15 protein-coding genes are annotated in these 23,504 nt (G+C 69.4%); 6 read left to right on the forward strand and 9 right to left on the reverse strand.

What is annotated here, in order from left to right; genetic code table 11:
• The first annotated feature begins 37 nt into the window (after nucleotides 1-37).
• Together FVQ98_RS12275 and hutG are read left to right on the forward strand one after the other, a co-directional pair.
• Nucleotides 38-1,471 (forward strand): formimidoylglutamate deiminase, encoded by a 1,434-nt coding sequence (locus FVQ98_RS12275; RefSeq protein ID WP_147913798.1) that lies wholly within the window; start codon nucleotides 38-40, stop codon nucleotides 1,469-1,471.
• A 30-nt stretch (nucleotides 1,472-1,501) separates the two neighbouring features.
• Nucleotides 1,502-2,326, forward strand: coding sequence for an N-formylglutamate deformylase (hutG, locus tag FVQ98_RS12280; protein ID WP_147913735.1), 825 nt, complete (start codon nucleotides 1,502-1,504; stop codon nucleotides 2,324-2,326).
• Nucleotides 2,327-2,336: 10 nt separating this feature from the next.
• Here the strand turns inward: hutG and FVQ98_RS12285 are convergent, their stop codons facing one another.
• The 3 genes from FVQ98_RS12285 to FVQ98_RS12295 are packed head-to-tail and all read right to left on the reverse strand — an operon-like array spanning nucleotide 2,337 to nucleotide 3,729.
• Complete coding sequence (locus FVQ98_RS12285; protein ID WP_147913736.1) at nucleotides 2,337-3,044, reverse strand: ArsR/SmtB family transcription factor; 708 nt, start codon at nucleotides 3,042-3,044, stop codon at nucleotides 2,337-2,339.
• 5 nt (nucleotides 3,045-3,049) lie between these two features.
• Nucleotides 3,050-3,394: an antibiotic biosynthesis monooxygenase family protein gene (locus tag FVQ98_RS12290; protein WP_147913737.1), complete on the reverse strand. Its 345-nt coding sequence runs from the start codon at nucleotides 3,392-3,394 to the stop codon at nucleotides 3,050-3,052.
• Complete coding sequence (locus FVQ98_RS12295) at nucleotides 3,391-3,729, reverse strand: NIPSNAP family protein (RefSeq protein WP_147913738.1); 339 nt, start codon at nucleotides 3,727-3,729, stop codon at nucleotides 3,391-3,393. Before FVQ98_RS12295 ends, FVQ98_RS12290 begins: the two co-directional genes overlap by 4 nt.
• 137 nt (nucleotides 3,730-3,866) lie before the next feature.
• Here FVQ98_RS12295 and FVQ98_RS12300 point away from each other — a divergent pair, with 137 nt between their 5' ends.
• A complete protein-coding gene (locus tag FVQ98_RS12300; RefSeq protein ID WP_147913739.1) occupies nucleotides 3,867-4,913 on the forward strand; it encodes a homocysteine S-methyltransferase family protein in 1,047 nt (348 codons plus the stop codon).
• Nucleotides 4,914-5,017: 104 nt separating this feature from the next.
• On the opposite strand, the gene FVQ98_RS12305 is transcribed toward FVQ98_RS12300, so the two are convergent.
• The 3 genes from FVQ98_RS12305 to FVQ98_RS12315 all read right to left on the reverse strand — a co-directional run bounded on the left by FVQ98_RS12305 (nucleotide 5,018) and on the right by FVQ98_RS12315 (nucleotide 11,315).
• Complete coding sequence (locus FVQ98_RS12305) at nucleotides 5,018-5,689, reverse strand: 4'-phosphopantetheinyl transferase family protein (protein ID WP_147913740.1); 672 nt, start codon at nucleotides 5,687-5,689, stop codon at nucleotides 5,018-5,020.
• Nucleotides 5,690-5,822: 133 nt separating this feature from the next.
• Nucleotides 5,823-7,058, reverse strand: a complete 1,236-nt coding sequence (locus FVQ98_RS12310; RefSeq protein WP_255507756.1) for a phospholipase A — start codon at nucleotides 7,056-7,058, stop codon at nucleotides 5,823-5,825.
• A gap of 192 nt (nucleotides 7,059-7,250) precedes the next feature.
• On the reverse strand, nucleotides 7,251-11,315 hold the full coding sequence (locus FVQ98_RS12315) for a Pls/PosA family non-ribosomal peptide synthetase (RefSeq protein ID WP_147913742.1): 4,065 nt from the start codon (nucleotides 11,313-11,315) through the stop codon (nucleotides 7,251-7,253).
• Nucleotides 11,316-11,520: 205 nt separating this feature from the next.
• On the opposite strand from FVQ98_RS12315, the gene FVQ98_RS12320 reads away from it, so the two are divergent.
• Both FVQ98_RS12320 and FVQ98_RS12325 read left to right on the forward strand, forming a co-directional pair.
• Complete coding sequence (locus tag FVQ98_RS12320) at nucleotides 11,521-11,970, forward strand: PACE efflux transporter (RefSeq protein ID WP_147913743.1); 450 nt, start codon at nucleotides 11,521-11,523, stop codon at nucleotides 11,968-11,970.
• A 38-nt stretch (nucleotides 11,971-12,008) separates the two neighbouring features.
• A complete protein-coding gene (locus FVQ98_RS12325) occupies nucleotides 12,009-13,211 on the forward strand; it encodes a threonine ammonia-lyase (protein ID WP_147913744.1) in 1,203 nt (400 codons plus the stop codon).
• Nucleotides 13,212-13,319: 108 nt separating this feature from the next.
• Here FVQ98_RS12325 and FVQ98_RS12330 read toward each other — a convergent pair whose 3' ends face one another.
• Genes FVQ98_RS12330 through FVQ98_RS12340 form a run of 3 tightly spaced genes read right to left on the reverse strand, consistent with a single transcriptional unit; the run spans nucleotide 13,320 to nucleotide 20,372 of the window.
• Nucleotides 13,320-15,428: a PAS domain S-box protein gene (locus FVQ98_RS12330; RefSeq protein WP_147913745.1), complete on the reverse strand. Its 2,109-nt coding sequence runs from the start codon at nucleotides 15,426-15,428 to the stop codon at nucleotides 13,320-13,322.
• A 4-nt stretch (nucleotides 15,429-15,432) separates the two neighbouring features.
• Nucleotides 15,433-16,254: a carbon-nitrogen hydrolase family protein gene (locus FVQ98_RS12335; protein ID WP_147913746.1), complete on the reverse strand. Its 822-nt coding sequence runs from the start codon at nucleotides 16,252-16,254 to the stop codon at nucleotides 15,433-15,435.
• On the reverse strand, nucleotides 16,251-20,372 hold the full coding sequence (locus FVQ98_RS12340; protein WP_147913747.1) for a YhdP family protein: 4,122 nt from the start codon (nucleotides 20,370-20,372) through the stop codon (nucleotides 16,251-16,253). The genes FVQ98_RS12335 and FVQ98_RS12340 overlap by 4 nt, the downstream gene beginning before the upstream one ends.
• Before the next feature lie 170 nt (nucleotides 20,373-20,542).
• Between FVQ98_RS12340 and glnE the strand changes: the two genes are divergently transcribed.
• Nucleotides 20,543-23,356, forward strand: a complete 2,814-nt coding sequence (glnE, locus tag FVQ98_RS12345; RefSeq protein ID WP_255507765.1) for a bifunctional [glutamate--ammonia ligase]-adenylyl-L-tyrosine phosphorylase/[glutamate--ammonia-ligase] adenylyltransferase — start codon at nucleotides 20,543-20,545, stop codon at nucleotides 23,354-23,356.
• Nucleotides 23,357-23,504: the final 148 nt, after the last annotated feature.

A 23,504-nucleotide genomic window follows, 5' to 3' on the forward strand; every position in this document is an offset into this window, starting at 1 on the left:
CCGCGTCGCGGCGGCCACCTTTGATGCTTTCCTGCCCATGACCGCAACGCTGCCGCCCCGCCAACTCTTCGCACCGCACGCGCTGCTGCCCACCGGCTGGGCGCGCGACGTGCTGCTGACCTGGGATGGTGCCAGCGGCGCGCTCACGCAGGTGCAGTCCGCTGCGGCGGCGCCCGCCGGCGTGGCGCGGGCCGCCGGCCCCGTGCTGCCCGGCATGCCTAACCTGCATTCGCACGCCTTCCAGCGCGCCATCGCGGGCCTGACCGAATACCGCGGCGCCGGCGAAGACAGCTTCTGGAGCTGGCGCACGCTGATGTACCGCTTCGCGCTGCAGCTCGATCCCGCGCAGCTGGAGGCCATCGCCTTCGGCCTGTATGTGGAAATGCTGGAGGCCGGCTACACCAGCGTGTGCGAGTTCCACTACGTGCACCACGACCGCGATGGTCGCGCCTACGCCGACGATGCCGAGCTCGCGCTGGCCGTGATGCGCGCCGCCCGGCGCGCCGGCATCGGCCTGACCCTGCTGCCAGTGCTCTACCAGACGGCCGGTTTTGGCGGCAAGCCGCCTGCTGAAGGCCAGCGCCGCTTCATCCGCAGCACCGACAACATGCTGGCGCTGCTGCAGCGCCTGAAGCCGCTGTGCGACACGCAGAGCGCGCGAGGCATCGAAGGCGTCCCCGCGGTACGCCTGGGCCTGGCCCCGCATTCGCTGCGCGCCGTGCCGCCCGAGGCGCTGCGCGAGGCCGTGGCGGGACTCACGGCGCTCGACGCGAGCGCGCCCATCCACATCCACGTCGCCGAGCAGACGCAGGAGGTGGACGACTGCCTCGCCTGGAGCGGCCAGCGCCCCGTGGCCTGGCTGCTCGACCACGCGCCGGTCGATGCCCGCTGGTGCCTGGTGCACGCCACCCACATGGACGCCGACGAATACCGCCGCGCGGCCGCCAGCGGCGCCGTGGCCGGCCTGTGCCCCACCACCGAGGCCAACCTGGGCGACGGCATCTTCGACTGGAACCAGTGGCAGGCAGGCGGCGGCGCCTGGGGCATCGGCTCCGACAGCCACATTTGCGTCAACCCAGCCGAGGAACTGATGGTGCTGGAGTACAGCCAGCGCCTGGCCACGCGCCGCCGCAACGTCATGGCCACGCCCGCGCAGCCGCAGGTCGCCACCGCGATGACCCTGGCCGCCGTGCAGGGCGGCGCGCAGGCGGCGGGCCGCGCCATCGGCGGCCTGGCGGTGGGCCAGCAGGCCGATCTGGTGGTGCTCGATGCGCAGCACAGCGCCCTGGCGGGACTGGATGGTGCCGACGCGCTCTCGGCCCACGTGTTCGCCAGCCACCGCACCAGCGCGATCCACAAGGTCTACGTCGGCGGCCAGCCGCAGGTGCGCGGCGGCGCCCATGCGCTGCGGCAGGAAGCCCGCGCCGGCTTCGTGCAGGCGCGCCAGCAGTTGTTGCAGACGGCGGCCTGAGGCCGTCCGACCGATTTCAAGGGAACCCCCATGACCTTCTCCACCACCGAAGCCCCGTTCCGCTTTCGCCGCGGCACGCGGCCGCTGCTCATCTCCATGCCCCACGTGGGCACCCATGTGCCGCCAGCGCTGGCGGCGCGCTTCACACCCGAAGCGCGGAACGTGCCCGACACCGACTGGCACCTGGAGCGCCTGTACGACTTCGCGGACGAACTCGGCGCCTCGGTGCTCGTCGCCACGCATTCGCGCTACGTGATCGACCTCAATCGCCCGCCGGACGGCGCCAGCCTGTACCCGGGCCAGAGCGTGACCGGCCTGTGCCCGATCGACACCTTCGACAGCACGCCCGTCTACGCCGACGCGCAGGACCAGCCCGACGCCGCCGAAATCGCCGCGCGGCGCGACGCCCTCTGGCAGCCCTACCACACCAAGCTGGCCGAGGAGCTGGCGCGCATCCGCGCCGCGCATGGCGTGGCCGCGCTGTGGGACGCGCACTCCATCCGCTCCGTGCTGCCGCGCTTCTTCGAGGGCAAGCTGCCCGACCTGAACCTGGGCACCGGCAACGGCAGCAGTTGCGCGCCGGAACTGGCCGAACAGCTGCTGGCCATCGCGCAGGCCAACCCGGCCTACAGCGGCGTGCTGAACGGCCGCTTCCAGGGCGGCCACATCACCCGTCACCACGGCCAGCCCGCGCAGAACGTGCATGCGGTGCAGCTGGAGATGACCCAGTGCAGCTACATGCAGGAAGCGCTGCCCTTCGACTACCTGCCCGATGTGGCCGTCGGCGTGCAGCCGCAAGTGCGGCAGATGCTGCAAGCCGTGCTGGCGTTCGTCGAAGCGCGCGCCGAACGCTGACCTGCGCGGTTCAAGCGCTCGCGCTCCCAGACAGCAACAGCGGCAGCAATTCGCGCTCGCCCGCAGGCGTCAGCTGCAGCGCTCGCCCATCGCTGCGGCGCAGCCAGTCGCGGCCCAGGCAGTGGGTCAACCACGCGTCGGCCAGTTGGCCCGCCAGGTGGTCGCGCCGCTCCGACCAATCCAAGCACGCGTAGGCGTAGCGCCGCTGGCGGCTGGGCGTTGGTGCAGCCATGCCCGCGTGGATGAACCAGGCCTCGCCGTCCGGCGTGAGCGTCAAGCCGTCTGCTGCCGGCCGCAACACACCGGCGGTCAGCCACGTGTCCCACAGGCGCACGCCCAACTCGCCGGCGATGTGGCCGTAGCAGCAGCGCGCATGGCGCAGGCGCTGGCGCGCGGGGTGCGACCACGTGCTGGCGTGCTGCGTGCGCTCGGCCACCACGGCCAGGGCTTCCAGCGCGTGCGCAACGTCGGCGCTCGCCAGTCGGTAGTAGCGGTGGCGCCCACGCGGCTCACAGCTGACCAGCCCTTCGTCCAGCAGCCGCGCCAGGTGCCCGCTGGCGGTGGACGGCGTGACCGACGCCGCCCGCGCCAGCTCGCCCGCGCTGACCAGTTCGCCCGACAGCAGGCAGGCCAGCATGCGCGAGCGTGCCGAGTCGGCCAGCAGCGCCGCCACGCGGGCAATGCGCGGTTCGTGCAGGGCGGTGGCGGGGCAGCTCATGGCGGTCAGCCTAACGCATCGCGTGCGTCTGCGGGGGCCTGGTCGCGCGCGTGCAAACCATAGTCGCGCAGCACCTCGGCCACGCGCAGGCGGTAGTCGGCGAAGACGCTGGCGCGCCCTTCGCGCTGGGCCGCGCGGTGCGCCATCTGCTGGCGCCAGCCGCGCACGGCCGCTTCATCGGTCCAGAAACTGAGCGACAGGAAGCGCCCCGGCTGCGTCACACTCTCAAAGCGCTCGACCGACAGGAAGCCCGGCTGCTGCGCCAGCGTGTCGCGCAGCTCGGCGGCCAGCGCGAAATAGCGGTCGGCCAGACCTTCGCGTGGCTGCAGCTCGAAGATGACGGCGATCACGGCGTCACCTCGGCCGCGCGGTTCAGCGTGCCGGCAACGCCTTCGAGCCAGGTGCGCTCCTCGCGCAAGATGAAGCGCTGCGCCTGCGCCCGCTCGAAATTGGCGCGCCCTTCGGCGTCGGCGCGCAGCGTGGCGCGGTAGCGCTCGTAGGCGGCCAGGCTGTCGAAGCCGATCAGGCCCCAGGCGATGTCGTTGGTGCCTTCGCTCGGCACGAAGTAGCCGATGAGCGCGCCGCCACAGCGCGGGATGATGCGCCCCCAGGCCTCCGCGTAGGCGACGAAGGCGGCGCGCTGGAAGGGGTCGATCTGGTAGCGGATGAAACAGGTGACGGGCATGGTCGCGGTCTGGAGTGAAACAGAGCCCAGTCTGGCGCGCCGCGACGCCGCGATGTTTCGCTGGGTGCCGAAGTGTGGCGGCGCCCACGAAGCGCCTACGCCCCTCAAGTCCATGCCCCGCTGCCTACAATTCGGGCATGAGCCTGCCCCACTACACGCGCGCCGCCGCGCTGCCCGAGATCCTGAAGCAACGTCTGGTCATCCTGGACGGGGCCATGGGCACGATGATCCAGCGCTTCAAGCTGACGGAAGAACAGTACCGGGGCGAGCGCTTCAAGGACTTTCACCGCGACGTGAAGGGCAACAACGAATTGCTGAGCCTGACGCGGCCCGACGTGATCCGCGACATCCACGAGCAGTACCTGGCCGCGGGTGCCGACCTGATCGAGACCAACACCTTCGGCGCCACCACGATCGCGCAGGACGACTACGAGATGGGCCATCTGGCGCGCGAGATGAACCTCGAATCCGCCCGCCTGGCGCGCGCCGCCTGTGACAAATACAGCACGCCGGACAAGCCGCGCTTTGTCGCCGGCGCCCTCGGTCCCACGCCGCGCACGGCCAGCATCAGCCCCGACGTGAACGACCCCGGCGCGCGCAACGTCAGCTTCGAGCAGCTGCGCGCGGCCTACCTGGAGCAGACGCTGGCGCTGATCGAAGGCGGCGCCGACGTGATCCTGGTCGAGACGATCTTCGACACGCTCAACGCCAAGGCCGCCCTGTTCGCCGTGGACGAGGCCTTCGAGCAGACCGGCGAGGTGCTGCCGATCATGATCAGCGGCACGGTGACGGACGCGTCCGGCCGCGTGCTGTCGGGCCAGACGGTCACGGCGTTCTGGTACAGCGTGCGCCACGCCAACCCGCTGTCGATCGGCCTGAACTGCGCGCTGGGCGCGGCGCTGATGCGCCCGTACGTGCAGGAGCTGAACCGTGTCGCACCCGACACCTTCATCAGCTGTTACCCCAACGCCGGCCTGCCCAACCCGATGAGCGACACCGGCTTTGACGAGACGCCTGAAGTCACCAGCCGCCTGGTGCACGAGTTCGCCGCCGAAGGCCTGGTGAACATCCTGGGCGGCTGCTGCGGCACGACGCCGGACCACATCGGTGCCATTGGCCAAGCGGTCGGGACGTTGAAGCCGCGCGGCGTGCTGGGCGCGAATTTCTACCGCGACGCGGCCTGATCGCCGGCGGTAGATTTCAAGCCTTTTCGCCCGCCAGCCCTACAACCACTTGCGCGAGCAGCTTCAAAACCAATAGCAACCGGCCGATCGGCCGGTGTTGTGCTTCACGCTACCGACCCGCGCCACGCGACCGCCGCCGCAGCGGGCGCGGGCAAGCGCTGTGCGATCTCGGCGGGCAGCGCCAGCGCCGCCACCTGACATACCCCCAAACGCGCCGCCAGCGCGGGCGACCATTCCATCAGCGGCTCACCCAGGCATTTCAAGCGCGCTTCCCATGCCGCCCAACCGCGCGCAAAGCACGCGGCGTCGGCCCCGGCTTGCGCCGCCGGGTGCGCCGGGCCGAGGTAGAGCGCGGCCTGCTGACGCAGGGCAACGTCGTTCGCGTGAGCGGACCAAGCGGCGGGCAACACCGCCACGTCCACGCCTACGGGGCCGGCGGTGCGCAGGGCGACCAGCGCAACGCTGGCTTCGTGGCTGATCGACAAGCCGAGCGTGGCCCAGCCCGGCGGCGGCGCGGTGCCTGCTGCGAGCGTGGCGCGCACGCCGGCGCCGCGCTGGTCGCTCAGGGTGATCGCGTGGACCGGCAACGCGAAGTGCTCGGCCAGCAGCGCGCGCAGGGCGGCGCGGGCGGCGCTGCGCGCGTCTTGGCGCGCGGCTTCGGGGGGCGAGAACGGCGCGCCGATGTCGATAGGCAAGGCCCAGACACGCGGCGCATCGGGCGCGCCATCGCCAGCGAATCGGCAGCACTGCGGCGCGCACATGGGCACCTCAGGCATGCGCCAGCGCATCGGCGCGGGCAGGAAGTGCCGTCTGCACAGCCACCACCTTCACTCCTGTTTTGCTAGCTGCCCGCGCAATCGGTTGTAGAGCCAGAGGGCGATTTGCTCGAAAACCGGAATCGCGCGGCGCTCAGAAGTCCACCAGACTCAGGCCGAAGCTGAAGGTGGTGCGCTTGTAGTTGTAGTCCAGCAGCGTGTCGCCGTAGCCGTGGAAGATCGACGTGTACAGGCGCAGGCCCGAGAAGGTGTTGCCGCGGCCATCGCCCAGCGAGCGCGTCCACTCCAGCTTGCCGGAGCCGCGGCCGTTGAAGCCGGTGTAGATGGCGCGCACGGTGTTCTTGGAATCGATGTTCCAGCCCAGCGTGAGGTCGCCGCGGCCGATGTAGCGCGTGATGTCGGGGTTGTTGTTCTTCTCGTCGCTTTCAGACAGGCGCTTCCACAGGCGCAGCTGCACGCTGAAGCGGTCGTCCTTCTCGAACCCGGTCATCAGGTACACGCGGTTCCAGCTGCGCGACAGCGGGTCGCTCTGGCCGTTGGACTGGTGCACCAGGCCGATGCCGCTGTAACGCCACAACCAGCCGCCGGGCAGCTTGGCGGTGGTGGGGTAGACGTACATGATCTCCGGCATGTGGTCGGTGTTGCGGAACGGGCGCGACAGCTGGCTGTTGAACACCTGCCATTCGGACTGGCTGGTGTAGCCGGCCCACAGCGAATCGCGCAGCGTGCCATCGCGCGGGGTGAAGATGCCGCTGGCCAGCTTGGTGCGCACGGAGATCTGCAGGCGCATCGAATGCTTGCTGTAGTCGACCGGCTCGGTCGCGCTGTTGGCGGGGTTGGGCGACGTGGGCTGGCGGTTGACCTTGTCGCTGCTGCCGATCGCCACGGTGTTGGCGCGGTAGGCGCGCAGGCCGAAGGTGGGGCAGCTGGAGCCCGATTCGAGCTCCCAGAAACGCGAGGTTTCCGAGAACTGGCGGTCGCGGCAACCCTGCTCCAGGCCGACGCCGATTACGCCGCTGGAGCCGGCCGCGCCATCGGCGTCGGGCTGGGTGGTCGCCACCGCGGCGGCGACCTGGCCGCGCACCGCAGCGGCCTGGGCGCTGGGCGCCACGTTGCGCGACGGCGAGGTTTCGACCGAGCGGGCCTTGTCTTCAATGGCGGTCAGCAATTCCTGCTGCCCCTTGGCCCAGTCGTCGTAACAGGCCAGACGGTCACTGTCGGCCTTGCCCAGACAGGCCTGCCAGGCGGGCGCGGCTTCGGCGGCGGCGGGCAGGACCGGGGCCGCAGGCTTTTGTGCCCAGCTCAAGCCGGACAGGGTCAGGCCGGCGGCCAGGGGAGCGAGGGGAAGGTAGCGGCGGGGCATGGTCATCAACAGGGCAAAACAGCAGCGCCTGGCGCGTCGCGCATCAGACTGGAGGAAGAAAGAAACGCCGGTCAGCAGTGCCGACGGCGAAACGCTGTCATCGTACTGGCCGCATGGCAGGTTCCGCCAGCCGAACGAGGCGATTTTCAGCGTGCGCGCCACACCTGGCCCTCGCAGCGCGCGACAGGCTGCCCGCCTTCAGCGCCAGGGCGCCGCGGGCAGGCCGCGCCAGCGGGTGGCCGCCGGAATGCTCTCGCCCTTCATGACCAGCGTGAGCGGACCCAGTTGCGCCCCGTCGCCGACGTTGGCGCCGTACAGCACGGTGCAGCGCGGGCCCAGGGTGACGCGGCTGCCGATGCGCACGTGGTCGATCTTCATCACGCGGTCTTCGAACAGGTGGGTCTGCGGGCAGCAGGCGGCGTTCAGCTCGCTGTGGTCGCCGATGTGCACGCAGTCGAATTCGGTGATGTCGGTGGTGTCCAGGTACACGCCGCGGCCGATGTCGGCGCCCAGCAGGTTAAAAGCGTCGGACAGCCAGGGCGTGCCGCGCAGGTAGCGCAGCAGCCACGGCACGGTGATGCCTTCGTACATGTTGGTCGTGGCCTCGGACAGCCACACGAAGGGCGTCCACATCGGCACGGCGCGGCGTTGGTAGCGCCGCACCGTCAGCCATTTGAACAGCGCCACAAAGACGAAGGTGGCAAAGCCGAACAGCACGCCGCCCACGCCCAGGTCCAACGCGACGTCACGCCAGCGGCCGGCCTCGGCCAAGGGCATGGCGTCCAGCACGATGGCGTAGCCAGCGGCGATCACCAGCGCGTGCGGCGCGGCGATGCGGAAGGCTTCGACCAGGGCGCGGCCCAGCTTGCGCCAGCGTGAGGGCGCGAAGGTCAGGTTGTCGGGGTAACCCGCAACGACTTCGCGCGCCGGCAGGTGCAGCGGCGGCGCGCCCAGCCAGGTGTCGCCGGGCTGCATGGCGGCGTTGCGTGGCACGGCGCTCATCACGCCGATCAGCACGTTCTCGGGAATCGTCGTGCCGTCCGGCACGTAGGCGCCGTTGCCGACGAAGCTGCGGCGCGACACCACGGTGGGCTGCACCGTCATCCAGCCGCCGTCGATGTGTTCGTCGCCCAGCATCACGGCGTCGGCGATGAAGCATTCGTCGCCCAATGTCAGCATGTCGGGCACCACGCCCAGGGCGGTGGACAACTCGGTCTCCTTGCCGACCTTGGCGCCCAGCAGGCGGTACCAGCTGGCCGAATACACCGTGGCGTAGATGCCGTGCAGCACCGCCAGGCTGGACTCCTGGATCTGGTTGACCAGCCATTTGGCGAGGTAGCGGTTGCTGTGCAGCGACCAGGTGCCCGCCCGCATGCGCGGCAGAAACGCCCAGCGGATCAGCGCCGACAGCAGCACCGTGGCAAAGATGAACACCAGACTGGCGGGCAAGGCCAGCAGGAAGAACTTCAGCAGGCGCAGCGCAAACGCCTGCACGTCGGTGATGCTGCCGGCATCGACCAGCGGGCGCACCGAAATGGCGTCGACGTCCAGCAGGTCGATCAGCAGGAAGGTCGGGTACACGGGCATGAAGAACAGCACCGAGATCGCCAGCGCGCCGACCAGGAAGACCACGGTCTCCAGCGTCACGCGCGCGCCGCTCGGCAGTTCGCGCGGGCGCAGGGTGGCGGGGTCGAACTCGCCGCGTTCGCGCGCGGGCGAACCGTGCCAGACCTTGCGCGCCGGGATCTGCTGGCCGTCGCACAGCGCCGACTGGCCTTCCAGGTGGCCCCATTCGCCGATGCGCGTGTTGCCTTCGATCGTGACGTAAGAACCCACGTTGGCCTGCGCGCCGATGTCGATGCGGCCCAGGTGCAACAGACCGCCTTCGACGCGGGCGTTCTCCAACATCACGACGTTGCCGATGCTGCTGCCTTCGCCGATCTCCACCAGCTCGGGCACGCGCACGGTGACCGAACCCAGGTTGACCTCAGGTCCCACCTTGGCGCCCAGCGCCCGCAGCCACGCCGAATACAGCGGCGAGCCGTTGATCATGTAGGTCGGCACGGCCTCGGTCAGGCGGTCGGCCAGCCACCATCGGTAGTACGTGATGCCCCACAGCGGATAGCTGCCGGGCTTCAAACGCCCGGCGATCAGCCACTTGCCGCCCCACGCCACCACGAATTCGAGCACCGTGGTCACGACGAAGGCCAGCACCGACATGCCGATGGCGCGCCAGACCGAATCGCCTGCGTCCCCGGTGTAGAAGTGGTAGGCGAAAAACGGCGCCAGCCACTGCGCCATCTTCAGCAGCACCAGGAAGGGAATGGCCACGCCCTGCGCGATACCGCAGCGCCAGCGGCGCCAGGCCGAATGCAGCACGAACGGCCGCTCCACCTGCGCCGCGCCCACGTCGACCATGCCAGCCTGCAGGCTTTCGGCGATCGGGCCGATGCGGCGGTTCTGGTAGATGTCGGCCACCGTGGCCTGCGCAAAGCGCGGGTCCTGGCGCAGGGCCGAGATGATGCGCGCCGCGAACAGCGAATGGCCGCCCAGGTCGCTGAAGAAATCCAGCTCGCGCCGGATCGGTTGGCCCGGAAACAGCTGCGCCAGCGCGGCGAACAGCACCTCTTCGGCGAGCGTTTGCGGCTCGTCGCCGCCCTCCGTCGGCGCCGCTTCGGTCAGTGCCTGGGCCTTGAGCACCTTTCGGTCGATCTTGCCGGACGACAGGCGCGGCATGGCGGGCAGCGCCTCAAAGCGCGCCGGCACCATGTAGGGCGGCAGGCGCTCGGACAGCCCATCGCGCAACGCACGCACGGCCGGTGGGGTGTCGCCGGTCGGCACGTAAAACGCCACCAGCTGCTCCATGCCGGCCTCGTCCTTGCGCATGATGACAGCCGTGGTGCCCACGCCGGCCTGCTCGGCCAGCACGGCCTCGATCTCGCCCAGCTCCACGCGGAAGCCGCGGATCTTCACCTGGTCGTCGGCGCGGCCCAGGCACTGCATCTGCGGCGTGCCGTCGCTCTTGTTTTCAACCCGCGCCAGGTCGCCCGTGCGGTACAGGCGCGCTTCCTGCGCGTTGCGCGCCCAGGGATTGGGCAGGAATTTCTCGGCCGTCAGCTCAGGCCGGCCCAGGTAGCCCGCGGCCACGCCGGGGCCGGTGATGCACAGCTCACCGGTTTCGCCAAACGGCAGAATTTTGAGCGGCGGCACCACGGCGCCCACGATGCTGTCCGGGTCGATCACCTCGATCACCAGCAAGCCGTAGTTGGGCAGCGCCTCGCCGATGGTGACGGGCTCACCGGCCTGCAGCTGGGCCAGGCTCGCCGACACCGTGGCCTCGGTTGGGCCGTAGGTGTTGAACATCAGGCGGCCGGGCGCCCAGCGTTCGACCAGGGCCTGCGGGCACATCTCGCCACCCAGGTTGATGATGCGCAGATTGGGCACGTCCTGCGCGAACAGCGCCAGCAGCGTGGGCACGGCGTGCAGCACGGTGATGTCGTTTTCGATCAGCGCGCGCGGCAGCGCCTCGGGGTCGCCCGAGATTTCCTTGGGCGCAATCCACAGCGTGGCGCCCACCAGGTAGCTGATCCAGATCTCCTCGAAGCTCATGTCGAAGGCGACCGAAAAGCCCTGGTAGACCTTGTCGTCTTCGCGCACACCCAGGCGCGCGTTCTCGCTGCGCAAAAAGTGGCAGATGCTGCGCTGCGTGATGGCGATGCCCTTGGGCTTGCCGGTGGAGCCGCTGGTGTAGATGACGTAGGCCGTGTGGTCGGGCGAGGCGTTTTCGCGCCGCCGCAGCACTTCGCCTTCGGGCAGGGGCGCCAGCAGCTGCTGCGCCGTGAAGATTTGAGCCGAAATGCCCGCTTGCCCTAGAACCGCCTGCGCGGCCAGCTCATCTATCAATAGCGCCTTGGCGCTGGCATCTTCTAGGCAGATGGCGATGCGCTCGGTCGGCACCTCGCTGTCGAACGGCAACCAGGCCGCGCCGACCTTGGCGATGCCCAGCTGCAGCACCAGCAAGTCGATGCCACGCGGCAGCCACAGCCCGACCATGTCGCCGGCCTGCACGCCGGCGCTGATCAGCCGGTGGGCGACCAGGTCGGCGGCGGTGTCCAACTCGGCGTAGCTGAGGCTGCGTTCGCCCGCGATCAGGGCGGTTTTGTCGGGGATGCGCGCGGCCGTGGCTTCAAAGACGTCGGCCAGGATTTCCGGGCGCAACAGGTCGGGCCGATCGGGGCCGTGCAGGATGGGAGGCAGGGACATGGGTGGGAGCAGCAGGGCAGCAACGCGGGGACTGCACCACAACGCCGCCCCAAGGGTCGGTGGTGGACAGCAGCGCTGGCATTGTCGCCCGCCCTGGAGGCGCATTGCGACCAAAAAGACGCCTGGCCGCGGACTTTTAAGCATCGGCCCCCCGGCAACGCCCCGCAGCGCCGGGGTAAATGCGCCATTCGGTACAGTGCCGGGCATGTCGCCCCGTGCACCGCTTTTTTTCTCGCTCCAGGGGCCGCGTCGCCGCGTCCTCTATGTCGCCCTGTATGAGGGCATCGCCATCGCCGTCGTGACGCTGGCGCTGCTGGTCTTCACCGATGAAGACCCTTTCAGGGCTGGCGGCTTGGCCGTGGGCAGCTCGGTCATCGCGGTGGTCTGGAACCTGGTCTTCAACGCCTTGTTCGAGCGCTGGGAGCGCCGCCAGGCGGTGCGCGGGCGCAGCGCGGCGCGGCGCGTGGCGCACGCCATCGGCTTTGAGGGCGGCCTGCTGTTCTGGCTGGTGCCGTTTTTTGCGTGGTGGCTGAACATCAGCCTGTGGCAGGCCCTGGTGATGGACGTGGGGCTCTTGGTGTTCTTTCTGGTCTACACCTTCGTCTTCACCTGGTGTTTTGACCGCCTGTTTGGCCTGCCCGCATCGGCGCAATAGGCCAGCGGCTGTCACACAAGCGGCCGCACAATCGGGGGATGCTCCAACTCGCCGACATCGAAAGCGCCGCCGAACGCCTGCAGGGCCAGGTGCTGAACACGCCCTGCGTCGAATCGCGCACGCTGTCGCAGATGACCGGCGCGCAGGTTTTTTTGAAGTTCGAGAACCTGCAGTTCACCGCCTCGTTCAAGGAACGTGGCGCGCTGAACAAGCTGGTGCAACTGACGCCGGAAGAACGCGCACGCGGCGTGATCGCCATGAGCGCCGGCAACCACGCGCAGGGCGTGGCCTTTCACGCGCAGCGCCTGGGCATCCGCGCGGTGATCGTCATGCCGCGCTTCACGCCGGGTGTGAAGGTGGCGCGCACGCGCGGCTTTGGCGCCGAGGTGGTGCTGCACGGCGACACGCTGGATGCGGCCAGCACCCACGCGCGCGAGTTGGCGGCGGCGCAGGGCCTGAGCTTTGTCCACCCGTTTGACGACGAGGCCGTCATGGCCGGCCAGGGCACGCTGGCGCTGGAGATGCTGGCGCAGCAGCCGACGCTGGACGCACTGGTGGTGCCGATCGGCGGCGGCGGGCTGATCAGCGGCGTGGCCACGGCGGCCAAGGCGCTCAAGCCCGGCATCCGCGTGGTCGGCGTGCAGACGCTGCGCTTTCCCGGCGCCGTGAACGCCGTCACCGGCAGCCAGCACCCGCGCGGCGACAGCACGATTGCCGAAGGGATCGCCGTCAGCGCGCCGGGCGCGTTGTGTCTGCCAGTGATCCGCGAACGCGTGGACGATTTGCTGCTGGTGGACGAAGGCGATGTGGAACACGCCATCGTCGCGCTGCTGGAGATCGAAAAAACGCTGGCCGAAGGCGCGGGGGCGACCGCGCTGGCGGCGCTGCTGCGCCACCCCGAAGGCTTTGCCGGTCAGCGCGTGGGCTTGGTGCTGTCGGGCGGCAACATCGACCCGATGCTGCTGGCCGCCATCATTGGGCGCGGCATGGTGCGCAGCGGGCGGCTGGCGCGCGTGGTCGTCAGCTCGCGCGACGTGCCGGGCTCGCTGGCGCGCATCACCGCGCTGGTGGCCGAGGGTGGCGCCAACGTGCAGGAGATCCACCACCAGCGCGCCTTCACGCTGCTGGCGGCCCAGCATGTCGAGGTGGAGCTGGTGCTGCAGACGCGCGACGCCGACCACGTGCAGGAGTTGCTGGCGCAGCTGAACGCGCAGGGCTTGCAGGCGCGCCTGCTGGCTTGAGCGGGCCGGGCTGCGGCCCTCTGGCGCTGGCGCGTCTCAGACAGGATCGACAGCCCAATTTCCGGTGAATTTGGTCTTTGGCCCTACAACCACCTGCGCAAGCAGCTACTATTTTTGCAGTAAACCGGTCTGGCTGCCCGCGGCTCTGGCCACCGCCAGGCTGAAGCGAAACTCGGTCCCCTGGGGCTGGAGAGCGGTGTAGCTCAGCGTGCCGCCGTGCTGTTCAACCACGGTGCGGCACAGCGACAGGCCCAGGCCCATGCCTTCGGCCTTGGTGGTGAAAAAGGGCGTGAACAGCTGCTGCGCCACCTCTTCGCTGATGCCTTCGCCCGTGTCCGCCACGCTGAATTCGACCGCGCCACGCGTCTGGCCCGGCACCGGCGCCGTCGGTTGCGCGGCCAGCGACAGCACGCGCAGGCCGCGCACATCGGCCATGGCCTGCATGGCGTTGCGCGCCAGGTTGATCAGCGCCTGCTCGATCATCGTCGGCTCGCACCAGACCTCCGGCAGGTCGGGCGCCACCGTCAGCTCCACGGTGACGCGCAGCTTGCGCGCCTGCAGCTGCACCAGCGGGAAAATGGCGTCGAACAGCGCGCGCGGCGCCACCGCCTGGCGCGTGGTGGCGCGCCGCCGCACCAAGTCGTGCACGCTGTTGATGACCTTGCCGGCGCGGCCAGCCTGCTCGGCGATGCGCGCGAGGGCGACCCGCACATCGTCCATGGTGTCGTCGCTGGCGGGGGTGTCGGCGGCCGACTGAAGCAGGTTGAGCGAGCCGGTGGCGTAGCTTGAGATGGCGGCCAGCGGCTGGTTCAATTCGTGGCTCATCAGCGAAGCCATCTCGCCCACCGTGGCCAGGCGGGCACTGGCTTGCAGGCGCTCCTGGCTGGCACGCGAGAGCTCTTCAGCACGCCGTTGCGCCGTGAGGTCGAGCACCGCCCCCATCCACCCCGTCTGCCGACCGTGCGCGGCGATCAGCGGCGCTTCGATGATCAACACCGGAAAGCGCGTACCGTCCTTGCGCATGAAGACCGACTCCATCCCCTCCCGAGGCGGCAACTGGCCCGAGCGCCGCACCGCCTGGCGCGCGCGGAATTCGTGCGCATTCTCGGGCGGCCAGTAGGGCGCCGGCGACGGCAGGCCGATCAGCTCCTGCGCCGAGTAGCCAACCATGTCGCAGAAGGCGGGGTTCACGTAGGTGATGGTGCCGTCCAGATCGCGCGCGCGCAGGCCGGTGACGAGCGAATCCTCCATCGCCTTGCGAAAGGCCAGCGCCTGGGCCAGGCCGGCCTCGGCCAGCTGGCGGCGGCGGAAGTCGCGCACCAGAAGTACCAGCACCGACACCAGGGCAATCGACAGCAGCGTGACCAGCGCCGTGAGCACGTTGGGAAACACATCGGGCGCCGGCCGCCCGCCCTCCAGACGCAACACCACGGTGGTGCCCGGCAGATCGACGATCTGCTGCGCCACGAACAGGCGCGCACTGCGGCGCGTGGCGCCGGCCACCGCCAGACGGGTGCCGTCCAGTTCCGTGAACACGACCGTTTGGCGCTGCGTGAAGGGAGGCCCCAGCAGCTGCGACAGCACGCCGCCCAGTGAATAGGTGGCCACCAGGTAGCCAAGGCTGCGCTGGCCCTGCATCAGTGGCAGGCAGACTTCCATGACCTCTTCGCCCACGCCGTTGGCGCGCGTGACGAAATGGCTGGGTGCGTAGGCCGGACCGCCAAACTTGCGGGCCGAAGCACAGGCCTGCGCGGCCCCTGCGTCGGGTGCACTGCGCAGGCGGTCATCGACCTCGCTCAACGGTGGATAGTACGGACTGTCCACCGACGCCAGCACGCTGGTGGGGGTGCTCCGCCATTCGAGGCGCAGCCATTCACGGTGGTCTTCCAGCAGCTTCAGCGCAGCGGGCGTCCATTGGTCGTGCGTGCCGTGAATGGCACCCAGCCCGTGCAGATCCTGCAGGTTGCGCGCCAGGCCGCTGCGCAGCACCTGCGCGGCCTCGGCCGTGTCGCGCTCGATAGCCCGCTGCACCTGCTCGATTTCATAGCCCCGCGCCAGCCAGACCAGCGTGGCCAGCACCGCCAGCACCAGCAGCGACAGCAAACCCCACAGCATCCAGCGGCGCCAAACGCTGCGCAGCCAGCGCAGCGTAGGCCTCAGGCGCGCACGCGCCCGCGCGGGCCAGCGCCGGAAGGCGAAGGCGGCGCCCTCGGCCATGGCGTCAGAGCACGCGGTGCGTCAGCGCTGGGAGTTGCGCTCGGCGCGCCGCGATAGCCGGTGACGGCAGGTCGGCCAGCACGATACCGGCTCCTTCTGCCTGCATACCGAGGACCTGGCCCCAGGCATCCAACACCATGCTGTGGCCCCAGGTGCGGCGGCCGTTCTCGTGCGTGCCGCCCTGCGCGGCGGCAACCACGCCACACAGGTTCTCGATCGCCCGTGCCCGCAACAGCACCTCCCAGTGCGCCATGCCCGTGACGTAGGTAAAGGCACTGGGCACCAGCAGCAGGTCGGCGCCTTGCGCGACGTAATGCCGGTACAACTCCGGGAAACGCAGGTCGTAGCAGACGCTCATGCCCACCTTCCAGCGGTGGCCATCTCGCGAAGGCAGGTCGAACAGGGTTGGCGTCCGCCCGGAGTTCAGCACCGCGGCTTCGTCGTACACCCGCGTGCCGTCATCAAAGCGGAACAGGTGGATCTTGTCGTAGCAGGCCACGCGCTCGCCCGCTGGCGAAAACGCCAACGACGCGTTGCGCACGCGCATCGGGTCCGCGGGCTCGGACGATACGGGCAACGTGCCTCCGACAATCCACAGATCCAGCGCACGCGCGGTGGCGGCGAGCCAGTCCTGGATCGGACCGTTGCCCAGCGCTTCCTGCAGTGCCAGCTTGTCGGTGTCGCGTCGACCCATGACACAGAAATATTCAGGCAGCACCGCCAGCTCCGCGCCGGCCTGGGCGGCTTGGATCAGCAGGGCATGCGCGGTGCGCAGGTTGTCCGCCACGTCGGTGGACGACACCATCTGGATCGCAGCGACTTTCATGAAGACTCCTCCATGGTCGCATTCTGCGGCAGCTGTGAACCGGGCGTGCCGGAAGCCCCCGCTTCCGGGGCCGAAGCTGGTGCCCCGGGCACGGTCGCCGGCGCGGTGCGGCCCTTGATCTGCGTGACCTGCGGGTCGGCCCAGGTGCCGCCAACGTGGAACTCGCGCGTGGCCGCCTTGATGAGTGGCTGCTTGAGCACAAGTTGCGCGATGAAAGCGCCGATGCCGATCGCCGGGTTGATCACCGTGGCCGCCAGCGCGGCGGTGCCCGCGTCGATCTCCGGCACCACGACCACGCGCAGGTTCTGCGTTTCGCGGTCGATGTCGGCGCTGCCGTCCATCAGCACCGCCGCGTTCACGCCCTTCATCTGAAGATTGTTGGTCGTGGCCACGCCGCGCTCCAGCGTGACATCGCCGCGCACGTAGTCAAACGCGAATCCGGTACTGAACAGGTCGCGAAAATCGAGCGTGAGCCGCCGCGGCAGCGCCTGCAGGCTGAGCACGCCCAGCAGCTTGGCGATGCCCGGATCGGCCTTGAGGAACTGGCCCGCGTCCACATCCAGGTGCAGCGCGCCGCTCATGGTCGGGTAGTGGGGCGACGTCGGGGCCCCTGCCCATGTCAGTTGGCCGGACAGCGTACCTTTGCCACGCGCCAGCACGCCAGGCATGTCGAAGCGCTTGAGCAAGGCGCCGGCGTCGCGGATGTCGATCTTCAGGTTCAAGGCGGTGCGGCGGCGATCATCGGCATCGCGCGGCGCGCGGGGATCCACGGGCAGGGCGGGTGCACGCACCCGCGTCGCCCAGCGCCCGGTGGCACTGAGCGCACCTTCGGGCATGGTCAGTCCCAGGTGCGACAACTCCCACTCCTGCACGATCCCCGCGCCCTGGCGCGGCATCACGACGTCGTGGTTGATCGCCTGCAGTTCCAGGCGGCCCAGTTTCTTGCCGCGCAACTCGAAGTCGTCAACCACCACGTCCAGCGCCGGAATGTGCGCTGGCGGCTCACCCAGCGTGGCGGGGCCTTCGCCGCCGCTGGGCGCAGGAATGCTGAGGCGCGCCAGGCGGGCATGAACCTTGCCTGCCCGTCCCCCGGCACCTTCGCTGTATTCAATGCGCCCGGCCAGCTCGCGTGCCTGCACGTCGGCGCGCCACAGCGCGCCCACACGCGTACCGGTGGCGCTGACCTGGTGCAAGCTGCGGTCGTCGGCCACCAGCTCATCGACTTTCATCGTCCACTGCGTTGGCAGAAATCCGCTGTCCCCAGGCGCCGCGGGTGCCAACGCCTCGCTGCCGCCAAACAGGTTGCCCAGCAACTCCTCCCATGGCCCCGTCTCCAACCGGGGCAATTGCACCTGGGCAATCACGCCGCTGCCTGGCAACTTCAGGCCTTCGGCCGGCACGGCACCGAGGGCAAGCACGCCACGCAGAACGCGGGCCGGCACCGCGTGCGTATCGCGCTCGTAGTGGAGCGCAAGTGCGTCGCCGACACGCAGGTTCAGATCGGACCGCCCTTCGGCGCTAGCGCGTGACGCGTAGCGCAATGGCCACGCGGCCTCGGCCGTCTTGTTCAACGGGGCCGGCAATGCCCAGGCCATGCCGCGCAGGTCGCTGGTGACTTGCACGTCCGGCTGGGGGCCGTTGAAGCTGATGACCGCCTCGTAGGCCGCGCTGCCGCTCGCCCGCTCCGCCAGCGCAGGCAGGGGCGCCCAGTCGGCCATGCTGCGCAAGCCCTCCGCCGTGGCCGCGCCCCGGGCGCGAACCACCACGCCAGCCGCGGCACTCTCGCCCGGCGGGCGCTGCATCCCGCCGCTGACCTGGGCCTCGCCCCCCAGCAACTGGACCCGCACGTCGTGGATCGCGAACCCGGCTTGGGAAAAGCTGATTTCACCGCGCGCCTGCCCCAGCCGGGGCGAATCGGCACTCAGTCGCAAATCGTTGCCCTTGAGCACAACCCTTCCGTCGACGCGCGCCTTGTCGATGTGCGAGATCGGCAGGTCCAGCTTGAGCCTCAGGGCGGCCTCGCCGCTGCCTTCGGCGTTGTCCAGCGCGTGCTGGGTGAACCCCGCAACCGGCGATGCCTTGGCGATGCCCAAGGCTGCGGCCAGCGGCCCGCGCCCCTCGCCGTCCACCAGCACCCGGGTGTTCTGCAGGTCGGCGATGCCCGCCTGGATTTGCGTGAATTGCCAGCCCGGATGTCCCTGCACACGGCCGCGCGCATCGCGAATGCGCATGCTGCTGTGCTCGAAGATCAGCTCGCCCGACAAGTCCTCCAGCGCAGGCCATGCCGGCTGGCCCGCGGGCTGGATGGCGCGCGGCACATAGGCCATGGTCACGCCTTGAGTCTTCCCGGCGATGCGGAACTCGGTGCCAGGCGGTGGGTTATGGGTAGCGACGTGCCGCAGATCGCCCTTGACCCGCACCGCCACATCGCGCGCCTCGCCCTTGACGATGGCGTCCCGCACGTAGTGCCGCGCATCCGAGGGAATGGCCAGCGGCAGGTAGCGGTGCACGCTGGCACCGTTGGCCCGGCTGAAGGCGCCCTGCAGATCCAGCACGCCAGGGAATCGCGGCACGGTCTGGCCGTCGCCTGTGGTCCAGCGCGCCTTGAAACTGCCTGTGGCGTCGGCATTGGTCAGGCGCAACTCGTCGACGGTCAGTTCAAGCTGCTCGCCCTCGACGCGCCAATGCGCGCTGGTGGCGAGATCGGCCACCTCGATGGTCGGCTGCTCGAACACGCCGGGGAATTCCAGCGCGCCCTTCTGCATGCTGATTTGCGCCTTGCCGCCCTTGGGGTGGACCTCGGCGTCGACCACAGCGCCGCGCAGGCCGGGCACACCAGCCACCGGTTCTCCCTTGGTGTCCGGCGCGGCCGGCATGGCCGCCACCGAAAGGTCCGACACGCGGGTGCGCACCTGCCAGTCGCGCGGTGCGCTGAGCGAACCGTCCCATCGGGCATCCAGGCTTTCGACCAGACCCGCCACGGAGTGCGCTTGCAGGCGTTCGTGCGCCACCGCCGGCAGCGGCAGGCGGCTGGCGATCTTGGCCAACGCGGCAAGATCCAGGCGTTCGCCCGCCAGCGTTCCGCCCCCCAGGTCGATGCCCAGCGGCTCCCGGTAGTTGAAGCGAAAATTTCCCCCGGGCCAGGCCAGACCATCGGCATCGACGAACTTCAGGCCCTCCGTGCTGAGCGCAAGCCCGCGGTTCTGGCCGCGCCAGTCGACCCGGCCTGTGAGCGAGGCGAACGACAGCGGCTCCAGCTTTGGATCAAAGCGAACCGACACCGCACCTAAGGCCAGATCGGCTGTCGCCTGGGTCAGTTGACCCTTGGCCGCGTGCGCCCATAAGCGCAGCGCACCCTGCCCCTGGCGCAGGTCCACACCCCAGTCGGTACTGAGGTCTAAGTACTGGCGCAGGCGCGAGACGTCGGCGTGAGGAACGTCGGCGTACAGCTCGCCCACCCAGTCTTTCCAGTAGCCTGCATGGCGCGAGAACACCGGTTGCCGGAACTGCCCCATCAGCGTGAAGCGCTGACCCCATTGCGCGTCGGGCGTCGCATCGATGCGCATCTGGTGGCGCCGGTGGCCGTTGCGCACCACGACCTGCACGTCGCGCAACTCGACCGGCTCAACTGCGCGCTTCTCGTCCACCCAGCGCAGTCGACCGCCCAGCACCAGGAACTCGTCCTGCGAGAAGAACCAGTCGGCCGCCCCGGTGTCGCCCGACGACGCGTCGCCCGACATGTCGATGCCGCCAACACGCAAGCGGCCATCGGCGGTGCGGCGCACCTCCAGCGTGGGCTGTTCGATGACCAGCTGTTCAAGCTCGCCGCGCGCCAGCGACAACACTGAAAACGACGCCAGCACACGTGGCAACTGCAAGCCAGCGCGTCCCGTGGGGTCATGCACACGCACATCGTGCAGCGACACCGTGGGTACGAGACCATTTGACTCGGCCCTCAGCCCGCCGATGGTCACCGGCGCCGAAATCGCGCGCGTGACCATGGCTTCCAGCCGCGGACGGAATTCGTCGATCCGCGGCAAAATCACCCAGTGGAGGACGATGGCTGCAAGGATCAGCAACACGAACGCCGCGCCGACCAGGCGAGTCACCCAGCGCATGAGGATCGCGGTGGCTTTAAAGGACAGCTGCAACAACGGCGTTCGGACAATCAATGAGGCGGACGGGCAACGGCCGCCGACCTCAGCAAAGCAGTGAGGAAATTATGACCCGCGCCGAAGTCGGAGGTTCTCGCGCCAGCGGTGAATCTTTGTTAACCGACGCTGAAGACGTGACCCGTGGTGCGCTTCTGCCTGCCGATACGGCGGGCGCCGCACGGCATTCCCGTCTGGTGCAGCGCCTGCGTCGGCGCTATGAAAGCGAGCTGCCGCTGCTCGCGCCCGGTGTGCCCGATCCAGCCATGTTGCGCGAAAGTCTGCAGTGTCTGCTGGCGCAAGGCCACGACACCGCGGCGGCCTTGCGCATCCTGCGCCAGCTCGTCATGGAGCGCCTGGTCGTGCTGGACTGCGAACAGGCCGCACCCCTGGCCACCATCACCAGCGCCGTGACGCAACTGGCCGAACTGGCCCTGGACACCGCCTGCCAGAGCGCCTTTGCGCAACTGGATGAGCGCCATGGCGCCCCGATGACCGAGGCCGGTCAGCGCGCCGAACTTTGGGTCATCGGCATGGGCAAGCTCGGCGCGCGCGAGCTGAATGTGTCGTCCGATGTCGATCTGATCTACGTGTACGACGAAGACGGCGAGACCGCGGGCCGCGCCGATGGCCGCGGCCAGATCACGGTGCAGGAATACTTCACCCGTGCGGTCAAGATCATCTATGGCCTGATCGGCGACACCACCGAACATGGCTTCGTGTTCCGTGTCGACCTGGCCTTGCGGCCCAACGGCAATTCCGGCCCCACCGTGTGCTCGCTCGACGCGCTCGAGGAATACATGCTGGTACAGGGCCGCGAGTGGGAGCGCTTTGCCTGGATGAAAAGCCGTGCCGTCGCCCCGCGCGCGGCCATCACCAACGGCTCCGCCCAGGCCCTGCGCGGCGTGGTGCTGCCCTTCGTGTTCCGCCGCTACCTCGATTACGCGGTGTTCGAATCGCTGCGCACGCTGCACCAGCAGATCCGCGACCACGCCAGCAAGCGCAGCGCCGGTCGGCCCGAGCGCGCCAACGACGTCAAGCTGTCGCGCGGCGGCATCCGCGAGATCGAATTCACAGTGCAGCTGTTGCAGGTGGTGCGCGGCGGCCAGTTCCCGGAGCTGCGCACCCGCCCCACGCTGGAGGCGCTGCAGCGCCTGGCGCGTGCGGGTCTGATGCCCGCCGACACCGCCGACGGGCTGGCCCGCGCCTACGTGTTCCTGCGCCAGGTCGAGCACCGCATCCAGTACCTGGACGACCAGCAGACCCACGTGCTGCCCACCGCCGATGCCGACCTCGACTGGCTCGGGCGAACCATGGGCTTTGACAGCACTTGCGCTTTCCTGGGCGAGCTCGACACTCACCGCGAGTTCGTCGCCGAGGAATTCGACCGCCTGCTGGGCAACGACGGCGGCTGCAAAAGCTGCCAGAAGAAAGCCCCGCCCGGCGCGCCCGCCGCCGCACCGTCCGATCTGGATGGTCTGCTGAGCCTGTTTCCTGAGAGCATGCACGCGCGTCTGACCGAATGGCGCGAACAGCCGCGCGTCGAAGGCCTGCGCGACGCTGCCCTGGGCCGCCTGTGGCGTCTGATGCAGCGCACCGCGCAGTGGCTGGATGAAGGCCGCACCAGCGAAGTCGGGGTGCTGCGCCTGCTCGACTGGATCGAATCCCTGCTGCGGCGCGACAGCTACCTGGCCCTGCTGCTGGAACGCCCGGCCGTGCACGAACGCCTGCTGCGCCTGTTGGGCGCGGCGCGCTGGCCGGCGCGCTACGTCATGCAGCACCCGGGCGTGATCGACGAACTCGCCAGCCCGCGCCTCTTGACCGACCGCTTCGACGCCGCCGCTTTCGAGCGCGAGCTGGAATGGCGCCGCGAAGCCCTGGCCAGCACGGGCGAGGACGACGAGGAAAACCTGCTCAACCTGCTGCGCCGGGCGCACCACGCCGAGCTGTTCCGCACCCTGGTGCGCGACCTGGAGCGGCTGATCACCGTCGAGCAGGTGGCCGACGACCTGTCCGCCCTGGCCGACGCCGTGCTGCGCCTGACGCTGCGCTGGTGCTGGCCGCTGCTGCGCCAGAAGCACCGCGACACGCCGCACCTGGGCATCGTCGCCTACGGCAAACTGGGCGGCAAAGAGCTGGGCTACGGCAGCGATCTGGACCTGGTCTTCGTGTTCGACGACGAGCACGAAGACGCGCAGGAGATCTACAGCGCCTTCGTGCGCAAGCTGATCAACTGGCTGACCATCAAGACGGCCGAAGGCGACCTGTTCGAGATCGACACCGCGCTGCGCCCCAACGGCGGCTCCGGCCTGCTGGTGACGCCGTTCGAGGCCTACGCCGATTACCAGGAAAACCGCGGCAGCAACACCGCCTGGACTTGGGAACACCAGGCGATGACGAGGGCCAGGATGGTCCCGCCCCGCTGTCCGCCGCCAAGCACGCCGCCGCATCCCGACGCGCCGCACATCGTAGAGGCGCCCCGCGACGCGCAAGCCGATGCCGACGCCGACGCCCTGGTCGCGCGCTTCGACGCCGTGCGCCACGCCGTGATCACCGCGCCGCGCGACCGCGAGGCGCTGAAGGGCGAGATCATCACCATGCGCGAGAAGATGCGCAACGCGCACCCCGTGCGCGACGGCCTGTTCGACCTCAAGCACAGCCCCGGCGGCATGGTCGACGCCGAGTTCGCCACGCAGTACCTGGTGCTGGCGCACAGCCGCGACCACCCCGCGCTGGAGCCCAACCTGGGCAACATCGCCCTGCTGCGCCGCGCCGAAGACGCCGGCCTGCTGCCCACGGGCGTCGGCGCCGCGGCGGGTGACGCGTACCGCGAATTGCGGCGCGCGCAGCACGTGGCACGGCTGGACGAACAAGCCACGCAATTGCCGCCAGAAGCCATGGCCGCCGAATGCGCCGCCATTCAGCGGCTGTGGCAGGCGGTTTTTGTGTGAAATTGGTGCCTAGCCCTTGCCAGATGTGCGCAATAAGCTACTTTATAGATAGCAACAATCTGCTTGTAGCAGGGCCACTTAGCCACACGGAGTCAGCCCGGAGCGAGGGCCATCAGCCCTGGAATGCGCCGCAGCGCACGCAATCGGA

It is taken from the genome of Ottowia flava (genome assembly GCF_008017535.1).
Lineage (GTDB): Bacteria > Pseudomonadota > Gammaproteobacteria > Burkholderiales > Burkholderiaceae_C > Ottowia > Ottowia flava.